General features: G+C 43.9%; 14 protein-coding genes, 1 tRNA gene, 2 rRNA genes and 1 pseudogene (1 of these 18 only partly in view). All 18 read right to left on the reverse strand.

What is annotated here, in order from left to right; genetic code table 11:
• A 23S ribosomal RNA gene (locus tag BFM96_RS00305) occupies window positions 1–1,044 on the reverse strand; it reaches 1,861 nt to the left of the window's first position.
• A gap of 133 nt (window positions 1,045–1,177) precedes the next feature.
• Window positions 1,178–1,250, reverse strand: a tRNA-Ala gene (locus BFM96_RS00310).
• 54 nt (window positions 1,251–1,304) lie between these two features.
• A 16S ribosomal RNA gene (locus tag BFM96_RS00315) occupies window positions 1,305–2,852 on the reverse strand.
• The 16S and 23S rRNA genes sit together here with 1 tRNA gene alongside, the layout of an rRNA operon.
• A 276-nt stretch (window positions 2,853–3,128) precedes the next feature.
• Window positions 3,129–3,269, reverse strand: a complete 141-nt coding sequence (locus tag BFM96_RS11175; RefSeq protein ID WP_188595324.1) for a hypothetical protein — start codon at window positions 3,267–3,269, stop codon at window positions 3,129–3,131.
• A gap of 27 nt (window positions 3,270–3,296) precedes the next feature.
• A complete protein-coding gene (locus tag BFM96_RS00320) occupies window positions 3,297–3,767 on the reverse strand; it encodes a sigma-70 family RNA polymerase sigma factor (RefSeq protein ID WP_373283974.1) in 471 nt (156 codons plus the stop codon).
• A gap of 378 nt (window positions 3,768–4,145) precedes the next feature.
• Window positions 4,146–4,346: pseudogene (locus BFM96_RS00325) on the reverse strand (transposase domain-containing protein); the annotation flags it as partial.
• 634 nt (window positions 4,347–4,980) lie between these two features.
• Window positions 4,981–5,220, reverse strand: coding sequence for a membrane protein insertion efficiency factor YidD (gene yidD / locus BFM96_RS00330; protein WP_068988909.1), 240 nt, complete (start codon window positions 5,218–5,220; stop codon window positions 4,981–4,983).
• Window positions 5,217–5,942, reverse strand: a complete 726-nt coding sequence (locus BFM96_RS00335) for a pseudouridine synthase (RefSeq protein WP_068988911.1) — start codon at window positions 5,940–5,942, stop codon at window positions 5,217–5,219. The genes yidD and BFM96_RS00335 overlap by 4 nt, the downstream gene beginning before the upstream one ends.
• Window positions 5,929–6,498: an SMC-Scp complex subunit ScpB gene (gene scpB / locus BFM96_RS00340; RefSeq protein WP_068988913.1), complete on the reverse strand. Its 570-nt coding sequence runs from the start codon at window positions 6,496–6,498 to the stop codon at window positions 5,929–5,931. Before scpB ends, BFM96_RS00335 begins: the two co-directional genes overlap by 14 nt.
• On the reverse strand, window positions 6,491–7,201 hold the full coding sequence (locus BFM96_RS00345; RefSeq protein WP_068988916.1) for a segregation/condensation protein A: 711 nt from the start codon (window positions 7,199–7,201) through the stop codon (window positions 6,491–6,493). The genes scpB and BFM96_RS00345 overlap by 8 nt, the downstream gene beginning before the upstream one ends.
• Window positions 7,201–7,932: a site-specific tyrosine recombinase XerD gene (gene xerD / locus BFM96_RS00350; RefSeq protein WP_068988918.1), complete on the reverse strand. Its 732-nt coding sequence runs from the start codon at window positions 7,930–7,932 to the stop codon at window positions 7,201–7,203. Before xerD ends, BFM96_RS00345 begins: the two co-directional genes overlap by 1 nt.
• The gene (gene cbpB / locus BFM96_RS00355) at window positions 7,929–8,390 is read right to left on the reverse strand and encodes a cyclic-di-AMP-binding protein CbpB (protein WP_068988921.1); all 462 of its coding nucleotides are present in this window, start codon (window positions 8,388–8,390) and stop codon (window positions 7,929–7,931) included. Before cbpB ends, xerD begins: the two co-directional genes overlap by 4 nt.
• Window positions 8,387–8,908 (reverse strand): metallophosphoesterase, encoded by a 522-nt coding sequence (locus tag BFM96_RS00360; RefSeq protein ID WP_068988926.1) that lies wholly within the window; start codon window positions 8,906–8,908, stop codon window positions 8,387–8,389. The genes cbpB and BFM96_RS00360 overlap by 4 nt, the downstream gene beginning before the upstream one ends.
• Entirely contained in the window at window positions 8,884–9,879 is a 996-nt protein-coding gene (locus BFM96_RS00365; RefSeq protein WP_068988929.1) for a nucleoside-triphosphate diphosphatase, read from the reverse strand. Before BFM96_RS00365 ends, BFM96_RS00360 begins: the two co-directional genes overlap by 25 nt.
• Before the next feature lie 162 nt (window positions 9,880–10,041).
• Window positions 10,042–10,836, reverse strand: coding sequence for a glutamate racemase (gene racE / locus BFM96_RS00370; RefSeq protein WP_068988932.1), 795 nt, complete (start codon window positions 10,834–10,836; stop codon window positions 10,042–10,044).
• A 193-nt stretch (window positions 10,837–11,029) separates the two neighbouring features.
• A complete protein-coding gene (locus tag BFM96_RS00375) occupies window positions 11,030–11,272 on the reverse strand; it encodes a YneF family protein (protein ID WP_068988933.1) in 243 nt (80 codons plus the stop codon).
• A gap of 49 nt (window positions 11,273–11,321) precedes the next feature.
• Window positions 11,322–12,572 (reverse strand): diaminopimelate decarboxylase, encoded by a 1,251-nt coding sequence (locus BFM96_RS00380; protein ID WP_068988936.1) that lies wholly within the window; start codon window positions 12,570–12,572, stop codon window positions 11,322–11,324.
• Window positions 12,573–13,013: 441 nt separating this feature from the next.
• Complete coding sequence (locus tag BFM96_RS00385) at window positions 13,014–13,697, reverse strand: Bax inhibitor-1/YccA family protein (protein ID WP_068988939.1); 684 nt, start codon at window positions 13,695–13,697, stop codon at window positions 13,014–13,016.
• Window positions 13,698–13,713: the final 16 nt, after the last annotated feature.

Consider the following 13,713-nt stretch of genomic DNA (forward strand, 5'->3'; position numbering starts at 1 on the left):
ATTTTGGGACCTTAGCTGGTGGTCTGGGCTGTTTCCCTTTCGACTACGGATCTTAGCACTCGCAGTCTGACTGCCGATTATATCTCGTTGGCATTCGGAGTTTATCTGAGATTGGTAATCCGGGATGGACCCCTCACCCAAACAGTGCTCTACCTCCAAGAGACTTAACATCGACGCTAGCCCTAAAGCTATTTCGGAGAGAACCAGCTATCTCCAAGTTCGTTTGGAATTTCTCCGCTACCCACAAGTCATCCAAGCACTTTTCAACGTGCCCTGGTTCGGTCCTCCAGTGCGTTTTACCGCACCTTCAACCTGCTCATGGGTAGGTCACATGGTTTCGGGTCTATAACATGATACTAATTCGCCCTATTCAGACTCGGTTTCCCTACGGCTCCGTCTCTTCAACTTAACCTCGCATCATATCATAACTCGCCGGTTCATTCTACAAAAGGCACGCTCTCACCCATTAACGGGCTCGAACTTGTTGTAGGCACACGGTTTCAGGTTCTATTTCACTCCCCTCCCGGGGTGCTTTTCACCTTTCCCTCACGGTACTGGTTCACTATCGGTCACTAGGGAGTATTTAGGGTTGGGAGATGGTCCTCCCAGATTCCGACGGGATTTCGCGTGTCCCGCCGTACTCAGGATTCTGCTAGGTACAGACTCTGTTTCGAATACGAGGCTCTTACTCTCTTTGGCTCTACTTCCCAGTAGATTCTTCTACAAAATCTGAGTCCACATTGCAGTCCTACAACCCCGAAGAGTAAACTCTTCGGTTTGCCCTCCTGCCGTTTCGCTCGCCGCTACTCAGGCAATCGCTTTTGCTTTCTCTTCCTGCAGCTACTTAGATGTTTCAGTTCACTGCGTCTTCCTTCGCATGACCTTAACAGTCATGGATAACATGCATTACATGTTGGGTTCCCCCATTCGGACACCCCTGGATCTTCGCTTACTTACAGCTCCCCAAGGAATTTCGTCGTTAGTCACGTCCTTCTTCGGCTCCTAGTGCCAAGGCATCCACCGTGCGCCCTTATTAACTTAACCTTATTTCTTAACCTAATTCTTTCAAATTAGAAAACTCATTAATTCACAGCGTTTTCGGTTTATTTTCTTGTTACTATTTGATATAGATATTCAATTTTCAATGTGCAAATCTCTACAACTGTCTCCAGTTGTATGGAGCCTAGCGGGATCGAACCGCTGACCTCCTGCGTGCAAAGCAGGCGCTCTCCCAGCTGAGCTAAGGCCCCACAAGACCTCTCAAAACTAAACATGACGACCAATATGCAGTTCCTTTTCCTTAGAAAGGAGGTGATCCAGCCGCACCTTCCGATACGGCTACCTTGTTACGACTTCACCCCAATCATCTATCCCACCTTAGGCGGCTGGCTCCTTACGGTTACCTCACCGACTTCGGGTGTTACAAACTCTCGTGGTGTGACGGGCGGTGTGTACAAGGCCCGGGAACGTATTCACCGCGGCGTGCTGATCCGCGATTACTAGCGATTCCGACTTCATGTAGGCGAGTTGCAGCCTACAATCCGAACTGAGACTGGCTTTAAGAGATTAGCTTGCCGTCACCGACTTGCGACTCGTTGTACCAGCCATTGTAGCACGTGTGTAGCCCAGGTCATAAGGGGCATGATGATTTGACGTCATCCCCACCTTCCTCCGGTTTATTACCGGCAGTCTCGCTAGAGTGCCCAACTAAATGATGGCAACTAACAATAAGGGTTGCGCTCGTTGCGGGACTTAACCCAACATCTCACGACACGAGCTGACGACAACCATGCACCACCTGTCACCTCTGTCCCGAAGGAAAACTCTATCTCTAGAGCGGTCAGAGGGATGTCAAGACCTGGTAAGGTTCTTCGCGTTGCTTCGAATTAAACCACATGCTCCACCGCTTGTGCGGGCCCCCGTCAATTCCTTTGAGTTTCAACCTTGCGGTCGTACTCCCCAGGCGGAGTGCTTAATGCGTTAGCTGCGGCACTGAGTCCCGGAAAGGACCCAACACCTAGCACTCATCGTTTACGGCGTGGACTACCAGGGTATCTAATCCTGTTCGCTCCCCACGCTTTCGAGCCTCAGCGTCAGTTACAGACCAGAGAGCCGCTTTCGCCACCGGTGTTCCTCCATATATCTACGCATTTCACCGCTACACATGGAATTCCACTCTCCCCTTCTGCACTCAAGTTAAACAGTTTCCAAAGCGTACTATGGTTAAGCCACAGCCTTTAACTTCAGACTTATCTAACCGCCTGCGCTCGCTTTACGCCCAATAAATCCGGACAACGCTCGGGACCTACGTATTACCGCGGCTGCTGGCACGTAGTTAGCCGTCCCTTTCTGGTAAGATACCGTCATACAATGGATTTTCCACTCCCATCGCTGTTCTTCTCTTACAACAGAGCTTTACGATCCGAAAACCTTCTTCACTCACGCGGCGTTGCTCGGTCAGGGTTGCCCCCATTGCCGAAGATTCCCTACTGCTGCCTCCCGTAGGAGTCTGGGCCGTGTCTCAGTCCCAGTGTGGCCGATCACCCTCTCAGGTCGGCTATGTATCGTCGCCTTGGTGAGCCTTTACCTCACCAACTAGCTAATACAACGCAGGTCCATCTGGTAGTGATGCAATTGCATCTTTCAAATGCTTACCATGCAGTAAGCACTATTATGCGGTATTAGCTATCGTTTCCAATAGTTATCCCCCGCTACCAGGCAGGTTACCTACGCGTTACTCACCCGTTCGCAACTCCTCCGCTCGGTGCAAGCACCAAGCTTCAGCGTTCTACTTGCATGTATTAGGCACGCCGCCAGCGTTCGTCCTGAGCCAGGATCAAACTCTCATTTAAAAGTTTGAGCTCTTCACTCATTCTGTCCACCGACAGATTTATTGTTTCTTGTGTTTGACTGACTAAGCTTTCGCTCAGTCGCCCTGCACATTGGTTCGTCTTGTTCAGTTTTCAAAGGTCTTTGTCGCTCTCTCGCGACAACTATCTTAGTATATCACCTATCCATCCCTTTGTCAACACTTTTTTTCTTTTTTTTTTGTTTTTTTTGAACTTTTTTTCATTCTTTTCTTCCATTAATTCTAATTCTCCCTCTAAAACAACTTCCCCATCACCCCCTTACCTTTCTTCTTCTTGGAGACTGATTTCAATAATCTTTTCAATATAGGCTCGATAACTTCTATAATCCATCCGTAAGTGTAAGCCGCTTTTGTAATAATAGCCTAAATAGCTCCCTGCGTGTTTGTCGTATCTTTTCATTTCTTCTTCTCCTTTCATCTCTACTGCCTACTCCCAATCCGATAGGTACTCTCGTAACTCTCGTAGGAGTTCCCGGCGCCCCTTGAAGCGTTCATCGGCTATGAGGCGATCGTATCTTTCTTGTGAGGCTTGACTGAGGCTGGAGCGATACCGAGTCAACTCTGCCTGTAATAGATACTGATCATCTGGTAGTAACCCTCCTTGGGTTAACTTATGTCCTATCTCGCTTACTTCTTCATAGGCCATTCTGTTTAATTTTCGTTTTTGGCTTTCTTGTTTGCGGATAACATCTAGCACGTGGTTGCGAAACTTTGTTTTATAGTAGACATACAATTTCTCTTCCCCTAACTCAGGATGTTGCTTGAGTAACTGATACAACACGAGCATCCCTTCTTGTTCCCAATCTTCTTGTTCCCACAACTGGACATAGTAGTCTTTTCGGCATCGTAGGACTATTCCTCTGACTTTGGCATACATAGCTTCAAACTGATCCATCATTTTCTGTCTCACTTTCTTATTCTGTGAAATCAGTATAGCATCCTATGGAGCGCTTTAGGGGTTTTGCCCTCTTCTGTTCCTTAAACTCCCCCTAAGGACATGCACGTAGACAAAGTTATACACTTCAGGCACACTTTGGGGCAGTTCAGAAAACTAGTCTAATACGCATGTAAGTTCAAAAATAGCTGTCTTATCTATGATTATTTATTTGTTCTATAAAATCGAGCAAGCTAAGTGAGGTAAATAAGATACATTTCCAGTAAATAAGATGAATAGACATAGAACACAGGTAGTTTACATCCAAACAATCGTAACCGCTCCATAACGAGGTATATTGAAAAAGTTCCAAAGTCTTGCTTGACTCTGGAACTTCTTCAATTTGCAGTTGTTCTGAATTTGTTCCGCCCGCGGTAAATAAGTCTCTAGAACCTCCTTTTTTGCGAGTGACTCCTCGTTTGGAAGATGTTCCAGAAGATAGGTCATATATTTCTCCGAATCAAGGCTGTGTCGCTTGGCTGTTTCCAATAAACTCAGAATGATGGCTGTTGATTTAGCTCCATCAAATTTCTGAGAGAACAGTTAGGGAGATTGTTTCGTATTTGAAGCTCTCTGCAAGATGGTGCCCAATGTGGAACTATCCAAAACAGCACAGCGTGTTAAAATAAGGCTTTGTCCGTATTCACCTTCACAAGAAGGGTGCACCGATTCGGTGCTTTTTTTGTTTCCGCTTTCATTGTAGCATATTTGCATTAGCTTGTGTAGTCTTTTTTGTAAAATTTAGATATTGTTGAGGTATGAAAATTCTATTTATACTCTAGTAGTTATATCATGTGCATACTTTCTAACAAATTGCCAGAGTCTTTTCTACAGTCACAACCACCCATGAAAACAGAGGGACTTATACACGGCTATAAGCCGTTCATCTACAGCATCTTCTAAAGATGCTTGCTAAACCTTGTTCCGGTTATGCGTCTATCACTTGACTATTGCTAGTCTCAACGAGCTTTTATCTTGCTCTAAATTCTCCACCAAAATGCTCCCTCCTATTCTCTTACACTCGAGAATCAAAAGCAATGTCATCTTTCTCTTACTCACAAATAAAGAACAATTTTCTCATGTTTATCTTCGAGAAAAATTGGCTCGAAGCCATAATACAAAAATAGACTGGGCAAGCCATTTATAGTAGCTGACCCAGTCTATTTTGTGCCGCATTTCATTTCCGATTCGCTTTTAAACTAAAGTGGTCTGGCACAGGATCCTCGCCAGTTTCGCTCCATGGATGACAGCGACTAATCCGTGCCAAGCCCATAAGAAGGCCTTTTAGCCCATGCTTTTCAATCGCTTGAATCATATAGGTCGAACAGGTCGGTTGATAGCGGCATGATGGAGGAAACAAGGGGGAGATAAAAGCTTGGTAAAAGCGCACAGGGGCAATCAATAGTCTCCGAATCATTTTTTCTTTGTCACAGCAAGGGTATGGAGCTGACTAACTTCTTTTTTATTGAGACGTCTAGCTTCACCTGGTCGTAGTCCTGTCAAGTCCAGATGGCCAAACTTGGTCCGAGATAGTTTGTCCACTTCAAGCCCCACTGTCTCAAACATTTTCTTAACTTGATGATTGCGCCCCTCATGAATGGTTAATTGGACAACAGAGCGATTTTTAACCGAATCGACCTTTAAAATCTCATAAACAGCTGGCTTGGTTTTCTTGCCATCAATCGCCACTCCACGTGTCAAGGGACGTAAGACTTCCTTATTGGCAATGCCTTTGACACGTGCCACATAAACCTTGTCAATCTCATTGCGGGGATGAATCATCTCATCGGTAAAATCCCCATCATTCGTCAAAATCAAGACCCCAGATGTATCCCAATCCAGACGCCCCACGGGGTAAATCCTCTCTGACACATGGGGAAGTAAATCCACCACCGTCTTTCTTCCCTTATCATCACTCACGCTTGAAATCACTCCGCGTGGCTTATTGAGTAAGTAATAAACCTTTTCTTCATTGTAAATCGGCTGACCGCTGACTTCAACCTTGTCGCCTGACTTGACAGTTGTCGCTAACTCGCGAACGATTTGACCGTTAATGCTCACTAAGCCTTGCTTAATCAGCTCTTCTGCCTTTCTACGGCTAGCTATGCCTGCATGGGCAATGTATTTATTGATTCTCATCTTCTTCTATCCTTTCAGCAAAGAGTTGACTCTCTTCTGTCACCACATCGAGCATTTCCACGACTGGTAATTCTTCAATATGATTGATTCCCATATAATCTAGGAAATAATCCGTTGTCGCATATAAATTGGGCCGTCCGATAACTTCCTTTTTCCCAGCTTCTTGAATCAAGTCAAAGGCAAGGAGTTTACTAATAGCACCGCTTGAATTCACTCCTCGAATCTCATCGATTTCTATGCGGGTGATAGGTTGTTTATAGGCAATAATCGACAGGGTTTCAAGGGCTGCACGTGACAAACTCTGATTGATCGGTGCTTTGGAATACTCTCGTAAAATATCCGCAAAAACCTTCTTCGTTACTAATTTATAGGTGTTCGAGGTTTCAAGGAGTTCTAAACAAGAATGTTCATCCTGCTGATATTTTTCCTGCAATTTTTCTAGGCTCTGCACCACCCCTGTTGGAGGAATGGAGAGTAGCTCTGCCAATTGCCTAGCCTTTAGACCTTCTTCACCAGCTACAAATAAAAGTGCCTCAAGCTCTGCTAATTTACTCATATTCTTTTCCTACTAGATAAATATTTCCAAAATTGTCATCCTGAAGCACCAAGATTTCCTGCACCTTGATGAGTTCCAAGGTGGCTAAAAAGAGGGTAATGACTTCATGGATGTCCCTTGCTTCTGTGAACAAATCTTGAAGAAGTAAGCGTCTGTCCGACTGGCAACGACTCCTCACCACGTCCATGAGATCCTCAATCTTGTACTCTTCCCGAACAATCGTTGTATGACTCTGCTTGAATTCCTCGCGTTTTTTTGTCATCAGCTTGGAAAAAGCGAGAAAGAGATCAATCGTTGTCTTGTCATGGAGGAGTTCTGCATCTTCATAAACCAATTCCAAACGAGGCTTGGAATAAAACTGAGCCCTTTTTTCATGTTGGTCTGCTAATTTTTCTCCCAAAAGTTTGAATTTTCGATATTCCTCGATTTGAGATAGGAGGTCTTGCTCCAGATCATCCTCGACGTCCACCTTGTCTACCATCTTGGGCAATAGTTTGCGGCTTTTGATTAGCATAAGCTGACTAGCCATGACCATATACTCGCCGGTTACTTCTAACTTCATGGCTTGCAGAGTTGATACATAGGCGAGATACTGTTCAATGACCTCAGTAATCGGCACATCATAAATATCCATCTGGTACTTGGATACCAGATGGAGCAAAAGGTCCAAGGGACCCTCAAAGTCCTTAATTTTTATATCCATTATCTATACTTTTCTAAGGTCACCATGGTTTTTAGTCCCAAACTTTTGGCGATTTGGGGCAAATCCACCCCCTTCTCTCGCTGGCGGAGAATGTACTGCTCACGCAGACTCTGGGCAGACAATGTAGGCTGTCCTTTTTCTGCCAAGAAAGCCTCTAGCTGGCGAAAGCCCCACTGGCGTGAATAGGCTTTTCCACTTTTTTCAAAAAGGTAGGTCCCTGTCATCCACTCTTTCAAGATGTTCACCAAGGAATCTGGAATCTCAATAATTCGACGCTGACCAGCTTTTTCAAGTCGAATAATCTGAAAATCCAAATGAATCTGCTCCACTTTTAAGGCCAAAATTTCACTGGGAAGAAGTCCCAATTCCATAATCATCAGGGCAATTAGCTGACCACTTCTATTCTCGCTATCTTCCCAAAAAATAGACAAGTCCAACAAGTCTGGCTCTTTTTTTTGAGGAGCACTTGCTCTTGGCACATCTAAATGGTAATAGTCTGCTAGTAAACGTTTGTCGTAAAGATAGTACAAAAACTGATTGACCGCAGAGAGCTTTCTTCGTTGCACTGCTGGCTTAAACTCTGCAAGAGAAGCCTTATAAATCCGTAGACTAGTCTCCGTGATTTTCTCCTGGGTTAAAGTCAATAATTGCTCTAAATCATAGGTATAGGCAGAACGAGAATTGCTGGATAGTCGTTTTTGCTCTAAAAAGAGACGAATTTCTTCTTTCATTTGGCAACGATGTCATACTCACTTGTAAAATTATGGAGAAGGGCATTGATGGCTTTGAGGATGGATTTTCGCGTGATAATTCCTTGGAAGCGATGCTTCTCATCGACAACAGGCAAGAAGGATTCATCCACTAGCTTGTGAAGAACCTCTGTCACTGTGAAATCCAAGCCCACTGTTGCTCGATTTTTCTCCACAATCGCTACAATGTCTGTCCGAAGAAACACCTCATCAGGAATGTACTGCTGCATTTGATAAGCTAAAATATCTGTGAGAGAAATCGTCCCTACAAATTCTTTATCTGCTGTGATAACAGGTACTCGTGAATAGGTAATCTGGCTCAACAACAAGATTGCATGGTCCACATTATGGGTATCAATCAAGACTGCCAAATTATCTGCTGGAGTCAAAAATGTCTCTTTCTGCTCCAATAAATAGCGTTCAAATGCTTTATCAATCATCGAGAAAACTCCTTTGACAGGCTCGGGTAGAGTTGGTGATCCCTTGTGTAAAAATCCACCTTGTAAGCCTCGGCTGTAATTTCCACCTTGGCATAGAGACGTTCATTGATTGCCCCACGTGGCTGGCTGACAGAGCCCGGATTTAAAAAGAGGGTCTTGCCTTCCATCCAAGCATCTGGCACATGAAGATGTCCGTAAAGACAGATATCTGCCTGCTCCTCCTGTGCCCAAAAATCAAGTTTTTGGAAGCCAAAGTTAATCATTTGTAAATGTCCATGAGTCTGGATAATGCGAGTCTCTCCTACAAGAGTTACCAAACGATCCTCATAGCCTCCATAAAAGTCCATGTTGCCTGCTACGACCCTAATCCCATCCCAGACAGGATCATCACTCGCCAATTCCGAATCGCCATTATGGAAAATAGCATCTACTTTTCCCACATACTGCTGCTTAATTTCCTCAACCACGGCACGATCACCGTGAGAATCACTCATTACAATGATGGTTTGCTTTGCCATGCTGGAAATACCTCCACTAATTTTTTAACTGCCTTCGCACGATGGGATTGCTCATTTTTTTCTTCAAGACTAAGTTCAGCTGCCGTTTGCTCGCTTTCTCCGATTAAAAAGAGCGAGTCATAGCCAAAGCCATTTTCACCCTTTGGCTCAAAGGCAATATAGCCCTCCCAGTCTGCTTCAACAACGAGGCTGTCCCTATCAGGACTAGCCACTACCAAGGTCGTATGGAACTGAGCCGAACGATTTTTCTTATCAAATACCATGGCCAATTCATGGCGAAGTTTGGCATTGTTTTCGGCATCAGTCGCATTATTTCCTGCAAAACGAGCGGACCAAACCCCTGGCAGTCCACCTAAAACATCGACTTTCAGCCCTGAATCATCTGCCAGAACCATTTTGCCGGTAAGTTTTGCAATCGTTTCTGCCTTTAAACGGGCATTTTCTTCAAAAGTCATGCCTGTCTCTGCTACATCAGGAAGGTCAGGATAGTCATTTAGATTTTCCACATCCAGTCCTAGTTTGTCAAACATTTTGCGAAATTCTGCTGTCTTGCCTTCATTTCGAGTCGCAATCAAAAGCGTGTCACGGACTTTTTCTTGGCCCAAAAAATCCTGCAATACAACGCCCCCCTTAGGCACATGTACATAGAGCAAACGACCATCTTCAGCCACCAAAATCGCCCCTTGGCGCTGCAAAACCTCAATGTTGCGATTCATATTCTCATTGATGATTTCAACAATAAAGGTCACCAGACGGAACATGGAAGAATAGCGGATAATATGCACATCATACCCACCTTGATTCCAGGCTTCCTCTGAGTAGGGCTCCAGCTCTCCCTCTACGATAGAGGAAAATCCAGGCAATAAATCGTGAGCTGCTATTTCACCCATTCCCACTATGAAATTATGGCCCTGCCAATTGCCAACATACCAGTCTTGGTCATCCTTGTATTCGTAGATTTTTCCTGTCATCTTTTCTATGCTCCATTTCTATCTAGCTCTCGCGTGCTTTTCGGATCTTGCTTCATACGGATTATAATAGCTCAACGGTCTAGTTGGACAAGACAATCGTCGCTGCGGTCATTTCCCTAATATGCTAGCCTACTTCGTCTTTACATTTCAAAACATCTTCTGTCAGAGCTCAATATGCTCCACATTCAGCTCCGCTCCCAGCCAAGCTGTCGCAATATCTGCAAAGCTCTTCGCATTGGCCGTTGTGTAAAAGGTATGGTGCAAATCCCTCTCCTGCCTGCTATGATGGATTTCAAAATAATTGAGGAGAACTGAAATATCCCGCACACATTCCGCACCACTGTCAATCAACTTGACATCTGGGCCCATGACATTCTGAATAATGGGACGCAAAAGTGGATAATGGGTACAGCCTAATACCAGCGTGTCTACCTGACCTTTCAAAGGAGCTAGGCTCTCATAGACTACCTTTTTCGTCACACTGGAAGTTAATTCATTAGACTCCACAAGAGGAACAAATTTGGGACAAGCCAGACTGGTCACCTTCATCTCAGGTGATAAATTTTCAATCTTTTGCCGATACGTATCAGAACTGACTGTCATGGGTGTTCCTATCACCCCAATATTTCCATTGGTGGTCGATTTTATCGCGGCGCTAGCCCCTGGCAAAATCACTCCCAAAACTGGAATGGAAAGCTCTGCCTTGATTTCTTCCCAAGCGACTGCCGTAGCTGTATTGCAGGCAATGACAATCATCTTAACATCTTTGGTCAAAAGAAAACGGACTAACTCCCAAGTATAATCTCGAATTTGCTCAGCTGGTCTAGGACCATACGGAGCACGCGCCGAATCGCCGATATAGATAACTTCTTCATGAGGAAGTTGACGCATCAATTCACGAACTACTGTCAAACCACCCACACCAGAATCTAAAAAACCAATTGGTCGATTATCCATATGCTCTTCCTTCTAAAGAAGGGACCGGTCTTCTACTCCTGAACTTCAAACCAATCCTTCGGGCTTTGCCAAGTATAACATCTCGTTTATCCTTGATCTTCTCGCCTCATCTGTTTTGATTTTCTTGAGTATTCATCCCAAATCCCTACTGTTTTATAAGAGGTCTATAACCTCATTTGACAAGCAACTGTTCTTATTTTTTCCCTTTTTGCAAGGCTGCTTTTTGTTGCTTTTTAATTTGATGGTAAACTTGTTGAACTTTTGCCTCGCTTGGCTTTTGGCCACTAGCAGACAACATCATACGCACAGCATCTACATTTAGGCGTGGATTATCCGCAAATTCCTTTTCTAGTTGCTTGCGAACCAAATACATTCCAGCTAGGATACCTCCAAAGAATGCCAATACTATTAAGAAAATAGCTAAACCAATATTCATCATCGTTCTCCCTCTATTTTACATTACCCTTTATTATACCATGAATCCTTTATTTTTCAAAATCAAATCCATACAAAGTCGCAAAGTAATCTTCTGGTTCCTCTTTCCGGCGAATCAAGCGACTAGAGCCATCTTCTTGCAGGAGAATTTCTGCCGACCGAAGTTTGGCATTGTACTGATAGCCCATAGAATAGCCATGTGCTCCTGTATCGTGAATCACCAAGGTATCGCCAATCTTGGTTTCTGGTAACTCACGGTTAACAGCAAATTTATCATTGTTTTCGCAAAGACTGCCGACAATATCGACAATCCTTGCTTCACCGTCTGGATTATCCATATTGGTGATGTGATGATAAGCCCCATACATAGACGGACGCATGAGATTGACTGCTGAGGCATCCACGCCGATATAGGTTCGATACGTTTCTTTCTTGTGAAGCACCTTGGTGACAAGAAGGCCGTGTGGTGCCAACATAAACCGACCTAATTCTGTAAAAATCTTCACCTGCCCTAAACCAGCAGGAGACAAGACTTCCTCATAGACCTTTTTCACCCCAGCACCAATCGCCAAGATATCATTGGCCTTTTCTTCTGGACGATAATTGATACCAATCCCACCTGAGAGATTGATAAAGTCCAAGTCCACACCCGTCTTTTCCACCACTTCGACTGCCAATTCAAACAACTGACGTGCTAGCTCTGGGTAGTAATCATTGGTTACGGTATTCGAAGCTAGAAAGGCATGAATGCCAAACTTCTTAGCCCCCAATTCTTTTAACTCCGTAAAGGCTTGAATTAGCTGCTCCTTGGTCATTCCAAACTTGGACTCTTCTGGATGGTCCATAATGTCCGTCCCTAACTCAAAAGTCCCACCTGGATTATAGCGGCAAGAAATCACTTCTGGAATACCTGCACTTGCTTTTAATCCTGCTAAATCTTCGTAGGCATCTAGGTTAATAGTCGCCCCAATCTCTCGTGCATAAACATACTCTGACAAAGGCGTATTGTTAGAAGAAAACATGATATCACTGCCTGAAAAACCCAGTTTATGGCTCATCAACAGCTCAACATAGCTGGCACAATCCACACCACATCCTTCTTCTTGCAAAATTTTCAAAATGGCTGGTGTTGGCGTAGCTTTCACGGCAAAATATTCTTTGAAACCTTCGTTCCAAGCAAAGGCTTGGTGAAGGGCACGTGCCGTTTCTCGAATTCCTTTTTCATCATACAAATGAAAAGGCGTTGGAAATTGCTGAGTAATGGTTTCTAATTGCTCTCGGGTCACAAATGGTTCTTTCATAGCTTAACTCACTTTCTTTTCTCTAACATGTTCTATAAGTATAGCATAAAATATGGGTAGCTGAAAAGAGAGTTGAACAAAAATTCACTCTCTCCTTTCCTTTTTTACTCTATCAAAATCAAAATATGACTAGGTTCAATTGAGAATTGTAGAAGGTGAGTTACCAACGTCAGATTTTGATTTTTGACGAGCACTAGCTTTTGGAAGCCAAGGATTGAAATAAATAGCCACTGATAAATAAAAGCTAATTACGCACCTTTTTTCTAGGCTCTACCAAAATCAAACAGCCAATGATGACCAAAAATACAAAAATCTTGCAGATAAACAAAAAAATAAGCACCTCCTCCTGTCTCGCTGAACAAGCCTCTACACCATCTTTTTCAAAATTGTTTCAGGAAAAAACAAGGATTGAGTTTCAAGACCCAATCCTACATTTTATTTCTAATCATTTCTTCCCAAAATCCGTAAGATACTGAGAAAGAGATTGACAAAGTCAAGATAGAGACTGAGGGCCAATGACACTACCCAACCAAGACCTGCCTGACCATTAGTTTGCTCATAGACAAGACGGATTTTCTGGTTATCCCAAGCAATCAAGCCTGCAAAAATTACCACCATGATATAGCTAATGAGATAGCTCAAACCGCTACTTTGTAAAAAGATATTGACCAAGCTAGCAAGCAATACCCCAATCAAGGCACCTGTCAGAGCACGCCCCATACCAGACAAATCTTTTTTGACCATCATGCCAAGTCCTGCCATGACAAAGAACATAAGAGCTGAGCTGACAAAAGCAGCCAGAACTGTCTGCTGGGTGTACATCGCAACAATGAAACTCATGGTAAAGCCGTTAAGGGCTGAATACGTCAAAAAGAGAGGGAGAGCTGCTGGACTATTTTTCATAGCCATATTAGACGCCATAAAGACAAGAGCCAACTCTAGGAAAATAGCCCCATAATAAATCACCCGATTGCCCAACAAAACAGCCTGTAAAACACCGCTTAAGCTCGTGAGCATGAGGGCAGCAACAATGGCCGAAATCCCAATCCCTAAACCGACAAATCCATAGATTTTAGCATAAAATTGATTGATTCCTTCTCGTTCTTGAATAATGGTATGGTTCATAGAATTCTCCTTTTTT

Origin of the sequence: Streptococcus himalayensis, assembly GCF_001708305.1 — a bacterium.
Lineage (GTDB): Bacteria > Bacillota > Bacilli > Lactobacillales > Streptococcaceae > Streptococcus > Streptococcus himalayensis.